The organism is Stenotrophomonas sp. YJH_SMC_64, from assembly GCF_059371375.1.
The window spans coordinates 203,751-218,733 of record NZ_JCAFUN010000005.1; the positions used below are offsets into that span (position 1 = coordinate 203,751).

Annotated in this window: 15 protein-coding genes and 1 tRNA gene; 10 read left to right on the plus strand and 6 right to left on the minus strand. The window is 67.7% G+C overall.

Translation table 11 applies throughout. The features are described 5' to 3' along the window. Positions 1–9: 9 nt before the first annotated feature. Positions 10–102 (minus strand) — tRNA-Ser (locus tag AC5P9L_RS07090). Between the two features lie 144 nt (positions 103–246). On the opposite strand from AC5P9L_RS07090, the gene dnaX reads away from it, so the two are divergent. From dnaX to AC5P9L_RS07110, 4 genes are all read left to right on the plus strand, one after another. Next, a complete protein-coding gene (gene dnaX / locus AC5P9L_RS07095; RefSeq protein ID WP_049397088.1) occupies positions 247–2,298 on the plus strand; it encodes a DNA polymerase III subunit gamma/tau in 2,052 nt (683 codons plus the stop codon). 6 nt (positions 2,299–2,304) lie between these two features. Next, positions 2,305–2,625, plus strand: a complete 321-nt coding sequence (locus AC5P9L_RS07100) for a YbaB/EbfC family nucleoid-associated protein (RefSeq protein ID WP_005408298.1) — start codon at positions 2,305–2,307, stop codon at positions 2,623–2,625. Between the two features lie 112 nt (positions 2,626–2,737). Further along, positions 2,738–3,337, plus strand: a complete 600-nt coding sequence (recR, locus tag AC5P9L_RS07105; RefSeq protein WP_005408299.1) for a recombination mediator RecR — start codon at positions 2,738–2,740, stop codon at positions 3,335–3,337. A gap of 67 nt (positions 3,338–3,404) precedes the next feature. Beyond that, positions 3,405–3,764, plus strand: a complete 360-nt coding sequence (locus tag AC5P9L_RS07110; RefSeq protein ID WP_014036181.1) for a histidine triad nucleotide-binding protein — start codon at positions 3,405–3,407, stop codon at positions 3,762–3,764. A gap of 80 nt (positions 3,765–3,844) precedes the next feature. On the opposite strand, the gene AC5P9L_RS07115 is transcribed toward AC5P9L_RS07110, so the two are convergent. From AC5P9L_RS07115 to AC5P9L_RS07130, 4 genes are read right to left on the minus strand one after another with little or no spacing between them, the layout of a single operon-like run. Then, positions 3,845–4,372: a Slp family lipoprotein gene (locus AC5P9L_RS07115; protein WP_005408301.1), complete on the minus strand. Its 528-nt coding sequence runs from the start codon at positions 4,370–4,372 to the stop codon at positions 3,845–3,847. Beyond that, complete coding sequence (locus AC5P9L_RS07120) at positions 4,369–6,318, minus strand: transglutaminase TgpA family protein (RefSeq protein WP_005412439.1); 1,950 nt, start codon at positions 6,316–6,318, stop codon at positions 4,369–4,371. The genes AC5P9L_RS07115 and AC5P9L_RS07120 overlap by 4 nt, the downstream gene beginning before the upstream one ends. Then, positions 6,311–7,255 carry a DUF58 domain-containing protein gene (locus tag AC5P9L_RS07125; protein WP_262101851.1) on the minus strand — a complete coding sequence of 315 codons (945 nt, stop codon included), beginning with the start codon at positions 7,253–7,255 and terminating at the stop codon, positions 6,311–6,313. Before AC5P9L_RS07125 ends, AC5P9L_RS07120 begins: the two co-directional genes overlap by 8 nt. 2 nt (positions 7,256–7,257) lie before the next feature. Beyond that, positions 7,258–8,211: an AAA family ATPase gene (locus tag AC5P9L_RS07130; protein ID WP_262101860.1), complete on the minus strand. Its 954-nt coding sequence runs from the start codon at positions 8,209–8,211 to the stop codon at positions 7,258–7,260. A 42-nt stretch (positions 8,212–8,253) separates the two neighbouring features. Here AC5P9L_RS07130 and AC5P9L_RS07135 point away from each other — a divergent pair, with 42 nt between their 5' ends. After that, entirely contained in the window at positions 8,254–10,095 is a 1,842-nt protein-coding gene (locus AC5P9L_RS07135) for a glycosyltransferase family 39 protein (RefSeq protein WP_012479285.1), read from the plus strand. A 229-nt stretch (positions 10,096–10,324) separates the two neighbouring features. On the opposite strand, the gene AC5P9L_RS07140 is transcribed toward AC5P9L_RS07135, so the two are convergent. Beyond that, the gene (locus tag AC5P9L_RS07140) at positions 10,325–10,894 is read right to left on the minus strand and encodes a Maf family protein (protein ID WP_227415251.1); all 570 of its coding nucleotides are present in this window, start codon (positions 10,892–10,894) and stop codon (positions 10,325–10,327) included. Positions 10,895–11,007: 113 nt separating this feature from the next. Between AC5P9L_RS07140 and AC5P9L_RS07145 the strand changes: the two genes are divergently transcribed. From AC5P9L_RS07145 to fabD, 5 genes are all read left to right on the plus strand, one after another. After that, positions 11,008–11,517 carry a YceD family protein gene (locus AC5P9L_RS07145; RefSeq protein ID WP_012479287.1) on the plus strand — a complete coding sequence of 170 codons (510 nt, stop codon included), beginning with the start codon at positions 11,008–11,010 and terminating at the stop codon, positions 11,515–11,517. 107 nt (positions 11,518–11,624) lie between these two features. Further along, positions 11,625–11,819 carry a 50S ribosomal protein L32 gene (gene rpmF / locus AC5P9L_RS07150; protein WP_005408308.1) on the plus strand — a complete coding sequence of 65 codons (195 nt, stop codon included), beginning with the start codon at positions 11,625–11,627 and terminating at the stop codon, positions 11,817–11,819. A gap of 91 nt (positions 11,820–11,910) precedes the next feature. Continuing rightward, on the plus strand, positions 11,911–12,888 hold the full coding sequence (locus tag AC5P9L_RS07155; RefSeq protein ID WP_005408309.1) for a beta-ketoacyl-ACP synthase III: 978 nt from the start codon (positions 11,911–11,913) through the stop codon (positions 12,886–12,888). 78 nt (positions 12,889–12,966) lie between these two features. Continuing rightward, entirely contained in the window at positions 12,967–13,749 is a 783-nt protein-coding gene (locus tag AC5P9L_RS07160) for a BUD32 family EKC/KEOPS complex subunit (protein WP_005408310.1), read from the plus strand. A gap of 256 nt (positions 13,750–14,005) precedes the next feature. Then, positions 14,006–14,950 carry an ACP S-malonyltransferase gene (fabD, locus tag AC5P9L_RS07165; RefSeq protein ID WP_197596551.1) on the plus strand — a complete coding sequence of 315 codons (945 nt, stop codon included), beginning with the start codon at positions 14,006–14,008 and terminating at the stop codon, positions 14,948–14,950. Positions 14,951–14,983 lie beyond the last annotated feature (33 nt).

The window sequence follows — 14,983 nt, forward strand, 5'->3', positions numbered from 1 at the left end:
TCATTTATCTGGCGGAGAGAGGGGGATTCGAACCCCCGAAGCGCGGTTTAGACGCTTACACACTTTCCAGGCGTGCTCCTTCAACCACTCGGACACCTCTCCGGATCCCTGCCATCGGCAAACGCCTCAGCAGGGGCGCAGATTCTAGCGGGCTGCGCGGCACTTCACAAGCACCCCGGCCAGGAACCTGCGAAGGGCGTGCCGGAGGCGAGGGGGCTGGACAGGCATGGCACAATGGAACATCCGATGGAAAACGGTGGCCTGATGTCCTATCTCGTCCTTGCCCGCAAGTGGCGTCCGAAGCGTTTTGCCGAGCTGGTGGGCCAGGAACACGTGGTCCGTGCGCTCAGCAACGCGCTCGACAGCGGCCGGGTCCACCACGCGTTCCTGTTCACCGGTACCCGCGGCGTGGGCAAGACCACCATCGCGCGCATCTTCGCCAAGTCGCTGAACTGCGAGCAGGGCACCAGCGCCGACCCGTGTGGCCAGTGCGCAGCCTGCCTGGACATCGACGCCGGCCGCTACATCGACCTGCTGGAAATCGACGCCGCGTCCAACACCGGCGTGGACGACGTGCGCGAGGTGATCGAGAACGCGCAGTACATGCCTTCGCGTGGCAAGTACAAGGTCTACCTGATCGACGAAGTGCACATGCTGTCCAAGGCGGCGTTCAACGCGCTGCTGAAGACGCTGGAAGAGCCGCCGGAGCACGTGAAGTTCCTGCTGGCCACCACCGATCCGCAGAAGCTGCCGGTCACCGTGCTCAGCCGCTGCCTGCAGTTCAACCTCAAGCGCCTGGACGAGGACCAGATCCAGGGCCAGATGACCCGCATCCTGGCGGCCGAGGAGATCGAGGCCGACGGCAGTGCCATCGTGCAGCTGGCCAAGGCCGCTGATGGCAGCCTGCGGGATGGCCTGTCGCTGCTGGACCAGGCGATTGCCTATGCCGGCGGCGCGCTGCGCGAGGACGTGGTGCGTACCATGCTGGGCACGGTCGACCGCACCCAGGTGGCGGCGATGCTCGATGCGCTGGCTGACGGCGATGGCCCGCGCCTGCTGCAGGTGGTGGCCGCGCTGGCCGAATTCTCGCCGGACTGGAGTGGCGTGCTGGAAGCGCTGGCCGAAGGCCTGCACCGCATCCAGGTGCAGCAGCTGGTACCGGGTGCGGCCGTTGCCGAAGGCCTGGATGCCGCCGCATTCGCCGAGCGCCTGCGCCCGGAAGTGGTGCAGCTCTGGTACCAGATGGCCTTGAACGGCCGTCGTGACCTGCCGATGGCGCCGAGCCCGCGCGCGGGCTTCGAGATGGCCGTGCTGCGCATGCTGGCGTTCCGCCCGGCCGCGGCGGTCCCGCCGGTGCCGAAGTCGGTGGAGGGGGCAGGCAATGCGCCGGGTGGCAATGCTGCCGGTGGTGGCACCGGTGCGGGTACCCACGAAGCGACGCCGGCGACTGCCGCCGCTTCGGCAAGCCCGGCCTTGGTGGCGCAGGTGGCTGCTCCGGTGCAGGCCGCGCCGCGCGAACCTGAACCCGAACCGGACCCGGCCCCGCAACCCGAACCGGACCCGACGCCGGAGCCCGAGCCGGTTCCGGTGGAAGAGCCGGTGTCACCGCCGCCGGTGAAGGCCGAAGCAGCGGCGCCGCCGTCCGTTGAAACAGAAGCGGGCGACGACCTGCCGCCGTGGGCCACCGACGAAGCCGAGGCACGTGACGAGGCGCTGGCGGCCGAGATGGCTGGGCCGGAAGCTGCCATGGTGGCGCCCTGGCATGAGCCGCCGGCTCCCGTCGCGGCTCCCAGCGAGCCTGCACCGCCCGCACGCCCGTTCCGCACGGAAGGCATTGCCATCGCGCCGGTCGAGCCGGCGCCAGTGCAGGAGAACGCGCCGCTGGAAGGTGTGAGCGACCTGGCCAGCGCCGAGGACTGGCTGGATCTGGTCGCCAACAGTGGCCTGAGCGGCCCGTCGCGGCAGCTGGCCGCCAACGCTGCCTTCATCAGTTGCCAGCACGGGACCTTGAAACTGGGCCTTTCGCCCGGATTTGAATACCTGCGCTCGGAGCGCGCGCTGGCCGCCCTGGGCGAGATGCTGGAGAAGGCCCTCGGCCAGGCGCCGAAGATCGTGGTCGAGACCGTGGAAACCGAACACGTTCCGGCCGAGACCCTGCACCAGCGTGCCGACCGCCAGCGTAGTGAGCGGCAGCAGGTGGCAGAGGCCGTTTTCATGGACGACCCGGAAGTGCAGGTGCTGATCCAACAGCACGGTGCCCGGGTTGTTTCCGATTCCATCCGTTCTTTTGACGAGTAAGACACCATGCGCGGAAACATCGCACAACTGATGCAGCAGGCCCAGAAAATGCAGGAAAACCTGCAGAAGGCCCAGGAAGAAATCGCCAAGATCGAAGTGACCGGCAGCGCCGGCGGCGGCATGGTCAGCGTGACCCTGACCGGTGCCAAGGAATGCCGCAAGGTGCGCATCGACCCGTCGCTGACCAGCGACCCGGAGATGCTGGAAGACCTGATCGCCGCCGCCTTCAATGATGCGTCGAACAAGATCGATGCCGAGTCGAAGTCGAAGATGGGGTCGGCCACCGCCGGCATGCAGCTGCCGCCGGGCATGAAGCTGCCGTTCTGATTTCCCAGGGGGGCGCCTGCCGCTGCAGGTGCCCGCTCCAACCCTCGGTCGAGCATGGCTCGACTCTACAGACAGCTGTCGAGCGTGCTCGACGCCATGAAAGCATGCCGCCGTGTCCGCACCCCTGCTTGAACAATTGATCGACGCATTGCGGGTGCTGCCTGGCGTCGGCCAGAAGACTGCACAGCGCATGGCCTATCACCTGCTCGAGCGCGAGCGCGAAGGTGGCCAGCGTCTGGCCGAGACACTGGCATTGGCGGTGGAGCGAATCGGCCACTGCGTGCAGTGCCGCGATTTCAGCGAAACCGAGCTGTGCCCGACCTGTGCCAACGGCAGCCGCGAGCGCAGCCAGCTGTGCGTGGTCGAATCGCCGGCCGACCGCCTGGCCATCGAGAACGCCACCGGCTTCCGCGGTGTCTACTTCGTGCTGCAGGGGCGGCTGTCGCCGCTCGATGGCATCGGCCCGCGCGAGCTGGGCCTGGAGCAATTGGAGCGACGGTTGGCCGAAGGCGAGGTGCAGGAGCTGATCATCGCCACCAGCGCCACTGTCGAGGGCGAGGCCACCGCGCATTACCTGGCGCAGCTGGCGCGCGCACGCAAGGTACAGCCGAGCCGTTTGGCGCAGGGCCTGCCACTTGGCGGTGAACTCGAATACGTCGATCGCGGCACGCTCTCGCACGCGTTCGGAACGCGCAGCGAATTCCGCGATTGAATGCCGGCCGGGCATCCCCCGGCGCGGCCGGCCTACAATGCGGATGACATCCCCGCCGAGGCCGACCATGAGCAACGAAACCCTTTTCAGCAAGATCATCCGTCGCGAGATCCCGGCCACCATCGTCTACGAGGATGACGAGGTGCTGGGCTTCAAGGACATCGCACCGCAGGCACCGGTGCACGTGCTGTTCATTCCGAAGAACGAGATCATTCCGACCCTGGATGACCTGCAGCCGTCGCAGGCGCACCTGATCGGCAAGCTGGCGCTGGCTGCCGCCGAGTACGCGCGCCGCGAGGGCTTCGCACAGGACGGCTACCGCATCGTGATGAACTGCCGCGAGCATGCCGGGCAGACCGTGTTCCATATCCACATGCACCTGCTGGCCGGTGCGCCGCTGGGGCACTTCGGTACCCCGGGGCGTTGAGCCTGCGCACCGCATGGATCCACAGGATGCAAAAAGGCCGCCCGAGGGCGGCCTTTTCCGTCATGCCTGTGCGGTGACGATCACCACCAGCCCCAGCGACCATAGCCGCCCCAGTACGGACCATACGGGCCCGGGCCCCACGGGCCATAGGGGTAGGGCACCACGTCGACCTGGCGCTGTTCCGGCCACAGGTAGATCACATCGGCCGACAGCTTGGGCAGGCGGTAGTCGTACTCGCCGATGCGGGTGTTCTGGTAGCCGTCGATCTTGCCGATGAAGGTCACGTCACGACCGGCTTCGAACACGGCCGGGTCGTAGAAGCCGGCACGGCAGGCGATGAAGCGGCCGTCGCTGGCGTCGGACGAGGTGGTGTTCGGACGGCCACTGCCATTGAGCGGGCGCGAGATGATCTGGAAGCAGGTCTCGCCCTGGCCGGGCTTGGTTTCGATGATGCGACCGCCCCAACGGACCGGCGTACCGACCTGCTGGGTGGCGACCGAGTCGCGCGGGGAGACCAGGCTGAACTGTCCCTGCAGCGGCTTGGGGGCCGTGGCGCAGGCCGACAGGGCCAGCGTGGCCACAGCGGTGAGAAGGAACTTGGTGTTCATGGGGAGGCTCCGGAAGTCGGGCGATGCCTGCGCAGGTCCCGCAATAATGAAGCGAGGTCGGTGCAAGTTCCAGCGTAGCGCGCGTCGGCGAAACGCTGGCTGAGTGCGAGCAGGGCCGGGTCAGGGCGCTGCCGGTGCACCCGCTGGGCCCAGTCCTGTGCGGTTTCGTGCGGTTCACGGGCCAGGCCGGGGCGGGCGTAGCGCCGTCCGAGCCGGTGCCAGGCGCGCAGCAGCGGGTCGCGTTCGCGCTCGCCACGGGCCAGCAGCCAGGCCATCCACGCCAAGGCCAGCATCGTTGCCACCACGAAGCCAGCGACAAGTTGCGTGGGACCCAGATCATCCAGCCCGAACGGCGTGAGCAGTTGCTGCTGGCGGCGTGCATCGAACGAGAGCACCAGGTCGTTCCAGCCGCGGCGCAGCCAGTCGCCCATCTGCCCCAGCTGCTGCCAGCGTTGCTGCAGTGGCGTGTCCGTACCGGCCTGCAGGCGGTCGTCCAGTGTGTCCAGGATGCGTTCCGGTGCCACGGCTGCGGTCGGGTCAACCCGTACCCAGCCGCGCTGCGGCAGCCATACCTCGGCCCAGGCGTGGGCGTCCATCCGCCGCACGATCCAGTAGTCGCCAAGGCGGTTGTAGGTGCCGCCGGCAAAGCCGGTCACCACCCGTGCCGGGACGCCGGCGTTGCGCATCAACACCACGAAGGCCGAGCTGAAGTGTTCACAGAAGCCGGCCTTGTAGCCGAACAGGAACTCGTCGATCGGGTCGCGCCCTGCCGCAGGGGTGTCCAGCGTGTACGAGAAGTCGGTGGTGATCCACTGCAGCGCGCGGCGCACGATGGCCTCGTCATCGCTGCCAGCCTGCTGCCGCCATTGCTGCGCCAACGTGGCGGTGCGCGGGTTGAAGCCACTGGGCAACTGCAGCGCGGCCCGTCGCAGATAGGGTGACAGCGTGCTGTCGAAGCGTTGTGGTGGCGCCGAATGCAACCGCCAGCGGCTCAGCGACGCCAGTGACCGCTCGCTGCTCAGGCTCATGTCCGCATCCAGCGTGCTGCCTGCAGGCGCGCGGCTGGGCAGGTCCAGTGCCACCAGCTGGCGCCGGTCGGTGGGTTCGTAGTCGATCTGGTAGTCCCAGCCCTGCGTGCCGGCCTCGACCACGGCCGCCGGCCGTCGCTCGCTGGCGCGGTCACGTGTCCAGCGCCGGCCATCGAAGGCGGTCAGTACCGGTCCTCGCCAGTAGCGTTGCATCGGCTCGGGTACCGCGCCGAAGAACTGCACGCGCAGCGCCGGGCTGTCGTCGGCCATCAGGTCCAGCCACTGGCCGGGCTCCATGCTGTCGGACAACCCCGGCGTACCCACGGCGCGCTCGGGAACACCCCACAGTGGCGTGGCCAGGCGGGGGAACAGCCAGAAGCAGGCCAATGCCAGCGGCAGGCCGATCGCCAGCAGGCGGCCAACGCCGCGCAGCTGCCCTCGCAAGGGCAGCTGGGCGGCGTGGCCTTCATCCCCGGCCAGCCGTTGCAGGGCGAGCAGCGCGCTGATCCCCGCCAGTGCGGCCAACACCGTGGTCAGTGGTCCTTGGTCGAGCAGGAACGCCGCAAACGGGGAAAACAGCGCGAACCCGAGCAGGCTGCGGGCATCGCGCCGGCTGCGCAGTTCGCTGGACTTGATCGCCAGCATCGCTGCCAGCAGGGCGCAACCGGTATCGCGCCCAGGTCGGACCATCCCCATCTGCCAGGCGATGGCACCGAGCATGGCCAGCACCAGCAGCAGGCGCACCGGCATGGGCAGCACCTTCCGCCACGACAGGACCGCAGTCACGAGCGCTGCGGCCGCGATCACGCCCGCCAGCAGGGGCGGCAACTGCAGCAGCAACGGCAACAGCGCCAACGCCGCGCTGGCCAGGGTCCAGTTGCGGGCATTGCGGTCGAGCGCGGGCGTGGTCTCAGTCATGCGGCATCAATGCCAGTGCACGCAGGCACAGGTGGTGGTGGCCGGCGCCCTGGCCTGGCCCGAATGGCGGGTGTGCAGGCAGCAGCAGGGTGTAGCGGCGGCCTTCGCGCTCGGCCATGTCGACCCATCGCGCCAAACGCGCGATGCGTGCTTCATGGCCCAGCGGGGACAGCGTGCGCCAATCGAGGATGACTTCGATGCCAACCGGCTTTTCGTACTCGCGCACCAGCAGGCTGTCGCGGCGTGCCGAGTGCTTCCAGGAAATGCTGCGTGGCGCATCGCCCGCACGATAGGGCCGTAGCTGATGCAGTTCCTCGCCGCTGGCGTGGGCCCGGGTATGCAGCGGATCGTTGCCGCTTTCCGGCAGTGCAGGGGCCAGCGCCTCGGGTTGCGGATAGACCAGCAGCGGTTGTTCCGGCCACACCCACGACCATGCCCGCACCAGGCCCACTGGCTGGGTGGTGGAGAGGCGGATGCGCGGGAGCTCCAGCCAGCCGCGGCGTTCGCTGGGAACCTGCAGCTCCACTTCACCGCGGCCGTGTGCAGGCAGCGAGGTCCAGGCTTCGCTGTCACCCAGCTGCAGGTGCAGGCCGTGGCGTGCGCGCGGATCACGCAGTGACAGGTCCACGCGCAGGCGCAGTGGTTGCCCGGCAGGAACCGGCTCGGCGGAGATCGCGTCGATCTGTACGCCGGACAGCTGCAGGTGCGCGGCGATGGCGCTGGCGATCGCCGCTGCCGCCAGCAGCAGGGCCAGCAGCAACGCCGGGTTGTTGTTGTAGTTCAGTGCGCCCAGCAGCATCGCCGCCAGCAGCGCGGCGACGAACAGGCCGAAACGGGTGGGCAGCACGTAGATGCGATGGCGGTCCAGGCGCTGCGGCAGTGCTTCAGGCCTGCGCGGGCGTGCCAGCAGTTGCAGTCGTGCCCAGCGCGTGGCCACCCTCAATCCACCGCAACGGTCTGCAGGATGGCCCGTGCCAGTGCCGGCCCCGAGCTGGACTCGGCTTCGGCCACGAGGCGATGACCGGCTACCGCCACGAACAGGGTCTGCACGTCCTCGGGCACCACGTGGCCGCGGCCCAGCAGAAGTGCATGCGCCCTGGCCGCGCGCAGCAGCGCAAGGCCGGCACGCGGTGACAGGCCCACGCGCACGCCGGCGTGCTGGCGGCTGCGGGTCAGCAGGGCCTGCACGTAGTCGACCAGCGCATCGCTGGCATGGACCCGGCTGACGGCTTCACGCAGCGTGCGTACCTGGGTGTCATCCAGCTTCGGTACGGCACGTGCGATCAGGTCGCGGCGGTCTGTACCACGCAGCAGTTCGCGTTCGGCCTGCGCACTGGGGTAGCCCATCGCCAGTCGCAGCAGGAAACGATCCAGCTGCGAATCCGGCAGCGGGAAGGTACCGGACAGGTCCACCGGGTTCTGCGTGGCGATCACGAAGAACGGATCGGGCAGGGGATGGGTCTGCCCATCCAGGGTGACCTGCTGTTCGGCCATCGCCTCCAGCAGCGCGCTCTGCGTGCGCGGTGGCGCACGGTTGATCTCATCGGCCAGCAGCACGTGGGTGAACACCGGCCCCGGGTGGAACTGGAACTGGCGGCTGCCGGCCTCGTACACCGAAACGCCCAGTACATCGGCGGGCAGCAGGTCGGAGGTGAACTGCACGCGCTGGAAACTGAGGCCCAGGCTGCTGGCCAACGCATGCGCCAGCGTGGTCTTGCCCAGGCCGGGCAGATCCTCGATCAGCAGATGGCCACCGGAAAGCAGGGCGACGAAAGCCAGCCTGACTTCCGGCACCTTGCCCAGCACCAGTGCGTTTACCTGATCCTGTGCCTCCAGCAGGGCCTGGCGCAGTTGATCGGTTAGCATGCTGGGATTGGGGGACGAGGCTGGCATGATCGTCTCAGGTCTGGAATCCATTCGATTATCCATAGAGCAATGCAGGGCGAACAGCGCGCGCGGACAATATTTCTCTGGTTATGGACGCTGGTCACAGCGGCCAAGCTGGTAGTGGCTGCGCGGCTGCCACTGTTTGTTGACGAGGCGTTCTATTGGCAGGAAGGCCAGCATCTGGCCGCTGCGTATTCGGACCTTCCCGGACTGACCGCGTGGTTGGCGCGCCTGGGTGTGGAGATCGGTGGCCACCATGTGCTCGCGTTGCGCCTGCCGTTCCTGGCCATCGGCGCGCTGCTGCCGTTGCTGGTGGTGCGCACGGCCACGCGCTGGTTCGGCAATGTGGCCGGTTGGCAAGCGGGCAGCCTCACGCTGTTGATGCCATTGTCGGCGACGCTGGGCCTGCTGGCGGTGCCGGATGTGCCCATGGCACTGGCCGCGGTGATCTGCCTGCACGCCGGTGCGCGGCTGCTGCACAACGTTGATGCATCGTCGGCGATGAAGCTTGCGCTGGGCCTGTCGATCGGTGCACTCAGTCACTACCGTTTCATCGGTGTCATCGGCGTTGGCTTCATCGCGTTGCTGGCGCTGCCGCAGGGGCGGCGCATGCTGGCCGATCCGCGCGTATGGGTCGCGCTGGCGGTGGGCGTGCTGGCGTGGCTGCCGTTGCTGGCATGGAACGCGGACAACCACGACGCCGGCCTGAAGTTCCAGGTGGTCGAGCGCCATCCCTGGACGTTCGAATGGAACGGGCTGTGGTTCCTGGTGATCCAGCCCATGCTGGTCACCCCGATCCTGTGCATGGCGATGTGGAAGGTGGCGCTGGCCGGTACCCGCAGGGGCGGCGGCACGCGCGTGCAGTGGCGCTACTTCGGCCTGGTCGGGGGCGTATCCACGCTGGGCATCTTCCTGCTGGGCTTCTTCACCGACGTCGAGCGGATCAGTTTCCATTGGCCGCTGCCGGGCTACCTGGCGCTGCTGGTGGCGGTGCCGGTGGTGCTCAACGGCTGGCCACGCTGGCTGCGGCGCACCGGCTGGTGGCTGGCGGGCGCAGGCATGGTGCTGGCGTTCGGCTATTACCTGATGGCCTCCACGCCTGCGTTGCGCGAGCAGCTGGCAGGCAGCAAGTACTACCCGCGCAATTTCGCTGGCTGGCAGCCGTTGGCGATGGCGGTGCGCGAAGAGTTGCAGCAGATGCCGGCGGGCACGCGGGTGCTGGCGGGGAACTTCAAGGTTGGCGCCGAGCTGGGCTTCCAGCTCGGCAATGGCGATATCGAAGTGCTGCCGCATCCGCTCAACGACAAGCATGGGCGCACCGCGCAGCTGGCGCAGTGGGAACTGCTGCATGAGGGCAAGCGCTCGACGCCGATGCTGCTGGTGCTTTCACCCAGCGACCAGCGTTACCGCGATCTGCTGGCGCGCTATCACGCCATCTGCGGACAGGTGGGGCCGTTGCCGGCGCCGCGGGTGGTCAGCAGTGACCATGGCTTCCAGCGTTTCCTGCTGTTCCGGCTGCCGGCGCAGCGCGCGTCCGGGGCGTGCGTGACTCCGGCAATGGCGTGGCTGGATACGCCTTCCAACGGCGAAAAGGTGTCTGGCACGCTGGCGATCAAGGGATGGGCGTTCAAGGATGGTGTCGGCCTGGCACGGGTTGAGGTGCTGGTCGATGGCCGCTCGATGGGGGATGCGCGCTATGGCCGCGCATTCGACGTGCGCCAGACCTGGCCGGACAGCACCGATCCGCAGCATCCTGCGGTGGGCTTCGATGCTTCATTGGACACGAGCACGCTGGCGCCGGGACGGCATTGGCTGGGCCTGCGCCTGCACGGTCGCGATGGCAGCGTAGAGGAATGGCAGGAGCAGCCGTTCGAGGTTCGCGGGCGCTGAGGCGGAGCGCGGTCCAGGTGGTCGCGCGCCAGGTTGGTTGCGTGCTCCAGGTTGGTCGGGTGCTCCACGTTGGTAGAGTCGACTGTTAGTCGACTGCTCTTCCAGCCGCTGGCAAAACCCCGCGCTGCGCGCGATAGTCGACTGACAGTCGACGCTACCCGGCTTGGGTCCTACCCGGCCCATGTCCGGCCTGTTTCCGCGATCGGTGCCGGCAGTCAGTGTGCCGCCTTCAGGGCACTGCGAACCCCGCCTTGCGCAGCAACCCGCACAGCGCGATCAGCGGCAGGCCGATCAGCGCGGTCGGGTCGCGGTTGTCGATCGCTTCGAACAGGCTGATGCCCAGGCCCTCGCACTTGAAGCTGCCGGCACAATCCAACGGCTGTTCGGCGGCCACGTAGCGGGCGATCTCCTCCTGGCCCAGCGTGCGGAAACGGACCTCGGTCAGATCCACGGCGCTGAGTGATTCTCCGTCTCGCGTGAGACTGATTGCGGTATGGAAGCGAACCGTCTGCCCGGACATCGCCGCCAGCTGCGCGCGGGCCGCCTCGGCGGTGCCCGGCTTGCCCAGCGGCCGCCCGTTCAGGTCCGCGACCTGGTCCGAGCCGATCACCCAGGCGCCGGGGTAGCGGGCCGCGACTTCGGTTGCCTTGGCCGTGGCAAGGCGCGTTGCAAGGGCCAGCGGCGTCTCACCGTTCAACGGGGTTTCATCCACCTCCGGGCGCGCGCAGTCGAAGGGCAGGCCCAGCCGCTGCAGCAACTCGCGGCGGTAGCGGGAGGTGGAGGCCAGGACCAGTGACATGCGAGAATACCGGGGCAGGGTGCGGCAGTCTGGCCTGTGCGCAGCGCCAGCAGCAAGTGCTGTATGGCGGGCATTTGACAGCAGCCCCCCCGATCCTTAGTATTCAGCGGCTTATGTCCGCGAACGTGCCCGAATCGCTGGATGCTTGGCGGATGGTCGTAGCGCGAAGGCGCTTCGACGGCCAGGTCTCCCTGGCTGAATTGACCCGCCTGCAGGGGCTGGTCGCAGATACCGACGGCGAGTGTTCCTACTCGCTTGAATTCGGTCGCGACGAAGTCCTGCGGGTATCCTATGTGGAACTGACCATCGACACCGCGTTGCCGCTGACCTGTCAGCGCAGCATGCAGCGATTCCTGTTGCCGGTGAAGGTGACCCAGAGGCTTGGCCTGATCCGCGACGAGGACGAGGAATCGTCCCTGCCGGAGGAGTACGAGGCGTTGCTGGTGCCGGAAGACGGCCAGCTGCGTCCGCTGGACCTGGTCGAAGACGAGTTGGTGCTGGCGGTGCCGGTGGTTCCACTGTCGCCCGACGGTGAAGCAGTCGACAAGGACTGGGCGCCGAGCGAAGAAGAAACAAAGAAGGCCAATCCGTTCGCGGCATTGGCGGCATTGAAGAAACAATAGCAGCCGGATTGTCGTCGGCGGCTGCGGCGAAAGCGAAAGTGTGCTGGGCGCTGGCGTCCTGCGCGACGATACGACGAAGCAAAACGAACCGAGTTTGGAGCAATCCCATGGCTGTGCAGAAATCCCGTGTTACCCCGTCCCGCCGCGGCCAGCGCCGTTCGCATGACGCCCTGAGCGCCAAGCAGCTGTCGACCGACCCGACCACCGGCGAAGTGCACCTGCGTCACCACATCACTGCCGACGGTTTCTACCGCGGCAAGAAGGTCATCCAGACCAAGACCTCGGCCGTCGAAGAAGATTGATGTGCCGGGAAGGCCGCTGCCCCCGGGCAGCGGCCTTTGCCTTCTTTCCCGGGCGTGCCGGTGATCGGCGGCCCGCGCAACAGGAAACATGATGAGCAAGCGGATCTATTCGAGGATCGCGGGCACCGGTAGCTATTTGCCGGAAAAAGTCCTGACCAACGCCGACCTGGAAAAAATGGTCGAAACCTCGGATGAGTGGATCCAGTCGCGCACCGGAATTCGTGAACGGCACATCGCGGCCGAAGGCGAAACCACCAGCGACCTCGGCTACCAGGCCGCGTTGCGCGCACTTGAAGCGGCCGGTATCGACGCTTCGCAGCTCGACATGATCGTGGTCGGTACGACCACGCCCGACCTCATTTTCCCCTCCACCGCGTGCCTGATCCAGGCCAAGCTCGGTGTTGCGGGGTGCCCTGCCTTTGACGTCAACGCCGCCTGCTCGGGCTTCGTGTTCGCGCTGGGCGTGGCCGACAAGTTCATCCGTTCCGGCGACTGCAGGCACGTGCTGGTGATCGGCACCGAAACGCTGACCCGCATGGTCGACTGGAACGATCGCACCACCTGCGTGCTGTTCGGCGATGGCGCCGGCGCCGTCGTGCTCAAGGCCGACGAGGAAACCGGCATCCTCAGTACCCACCTGCATGCCGACGGCAGCAAGAAGGAGCTGCTGTGGAACCCGGTGGGCGTCTCGACCGGCTTCAAGGACGGCGCCAACGGTGGTGGCACCATCAACATGAAGGGCAACGACGTGTTCAAGTACGCCGTCAAGGCGCTGGACTCGGTCGTGGACGAGACCCTGGCTGCCAATGGCCTGGACAAGTCCGACCTGGATTGGCTGATTCCGCACCAGGCCAACCTGCGCATCATCGAAGCCACCGCCAAGCGCCTGGACATGTCGATGGACCAGGTGGTGGTGACTGTCGACAAGCACGGCAACACCTCGTCCGGCTCGGTGCCGCTGGCGCTGGACGCCGCGGTGCGTTCGGGCCGCGTCGAGCGCGGCCAGCTGCTGCTGCTGGAAGCCTTCGGCGGCGGCTTCACGTGGGGTTCGGCCCTGCTGCGCTATTGATAGTGCAAGTTACGACAATGTGAAGTTTTGTCGTTACGGCCCCTCTGGGGCCGTAACGCGTTTAAAGGAGTACACGTCATGGTTGAGCCCATCGTCATCGAAGGGCAGCGCGCCTGGCTGAAGCAGTACGGCAAGGGAAGCCGCGCAGTGGCCCTGGGCCTGCTCAATTTCGTTGCCCGCCGTTTCCATCTGGACGCCCTGCGGCCACCGCCGCACCGTGGTGGTGATGCCGCGCGAGAAACCGAAGCCCGTCGCCTGGGAGAACTGCAGGCGCAAGGCGTGAACGTGCCCGACGTGCTGGGCAGCGGCCACGCCGCGCTGGTGATCGGTGACAACGGCAGCTCGTTCAATACCTGCCTGCGCCAGGCCGATGAGGCCGGCCGCGACCGGCTGGTGATGGCGGCCATGCAGGCCATCGCCGAAGCGCATGCGCGCGGCGCCTATTTCGGCCAGCCGCTGCCGCGCAACCTCACCTGGGATGGGCAGAAGGTGGGCTTCATCGACTTCGAGGAAGATCCGCTGGAAGTGATGGATCTGTCCGAAGCGCAGGCCCGCGACTGGCTGATGTTCGGTTACGGCGTGGCCAAGTACTACGCCGACCGCCCCGAGCAGCTGCAGGCGATGATGGCCGAGGCGATGGGCGAGGCCCAGGCGCCTGTGCGCGAACACGTGCACGCGGTCAGCGGCCGCCTGCGCAGCCTGGCCCGGGTCTGCATGAAGCTGGGCCGTTCAGCGCGCGCGCTGGCGCATTCGATCTTCATCGCCCATGGCGCCAGCACGGCGGGCGTACTGATGCTGGTGGGCCTGTGCGTGGACTTCCTCGCCGACGGCGACCTGGACGTGCTGCAGCTGTTCTGCTGATGGCAGGTTCGCGCTGCTGGCAGGTTGGCGCTGCGGTAGAGTCGACTGTCAGTCGACTTCCGCGCGCAGCGCAGGTTTTCAGCGGCTGATCGAAGGGCAGTCGACTGTCACTCGACTCTACCTGGGCGGGGCACCGCACCGGATGCGGGGTTGTCCCGCGGCGGCGCTCCATACGCCTGCATACGCGCACGTACAGACGACACAGCGGATTCGCCCTTATCATGGCCCGCTTCGATTGCAACAAGCGGATGACCGCGTGACCGTATCCACCCTCGCTTTTGTCTTCCCCGGCCAGGGCTCGCAGTCTGTGGGCATGGTGGCCGAGCTGGCCGAACTGCACCCGCAGGTGCGTGAAGCCTTCACCGAAGCATCCGATGGTGCCGGCGTCGACCTGTGGGCGCTGTCCCAGGGTGGCCCGGAGGAAATGCTCAACCGTACCGAATACACCCAGCCGGCCCTGCTGGCCGCGAGCATCGGCGTGTGGCGCGTCTGGAACGCCGTGGGCGGTCCGCGCCCGTCGGTGCTGGCCGGCCACAGCCTGGGCGAGTACACCGCCCTGGTCGCCGCTGGCGCGCTGAGCCTGCATGACGGTGCGCACCTGGTGCGCCTGCGCGGCCAGCTGATGCAGGAAGCCGCACCGGCCGGTGTCGGCGCCATGGCCGCCGTGCTCGGTGCTGAAGACCAGCTGGTGCTGGACGTCTGCGCCGAAGCCGCGGGCAGCCAGGTGGTGGTGCCGGCCAACTTCAATTCGCCGGGCCAGATCGTGATCGGCGGCGACGCAGATGCGGTTGACCGCGCGCTGGCGCTGCTGGCCGGGAAGGGCGTGCGCAAGGCCGTCAAGCTGGCCGTGAGCGTGCCCTCGCACACCCCGCTGATGCGCGAAGCCGCCAACCGTCTGGCCGAAGTGATGGCCGGCCTGTCCTGGCAGGCACCGCAGCTGCCGGTGGTGCAGAACGTGGATGCCCAGGTGCATGACGGTATCGACGCGATCCGTACCGCGCTGGTCCAGCAGCTGTACCAGCCGGTGCAGTGGACCGGGTGCGTGCAGGCGCTGGCCGGCCGCGGCATCACCCGGATCGCCGAGTGCGGCCCGGGCAAGGTGCTGACCGGCCTGGTCAAGCGCATCGACAAGGCCATCGACGGCCGTTCACTGGCCACCCCGGGCGACTTCGAAGCCGCCCGCGAGGCATGGTCGGCCTGACTCCCCCTGTTCCTGCCGACCGTACCGGTGGCC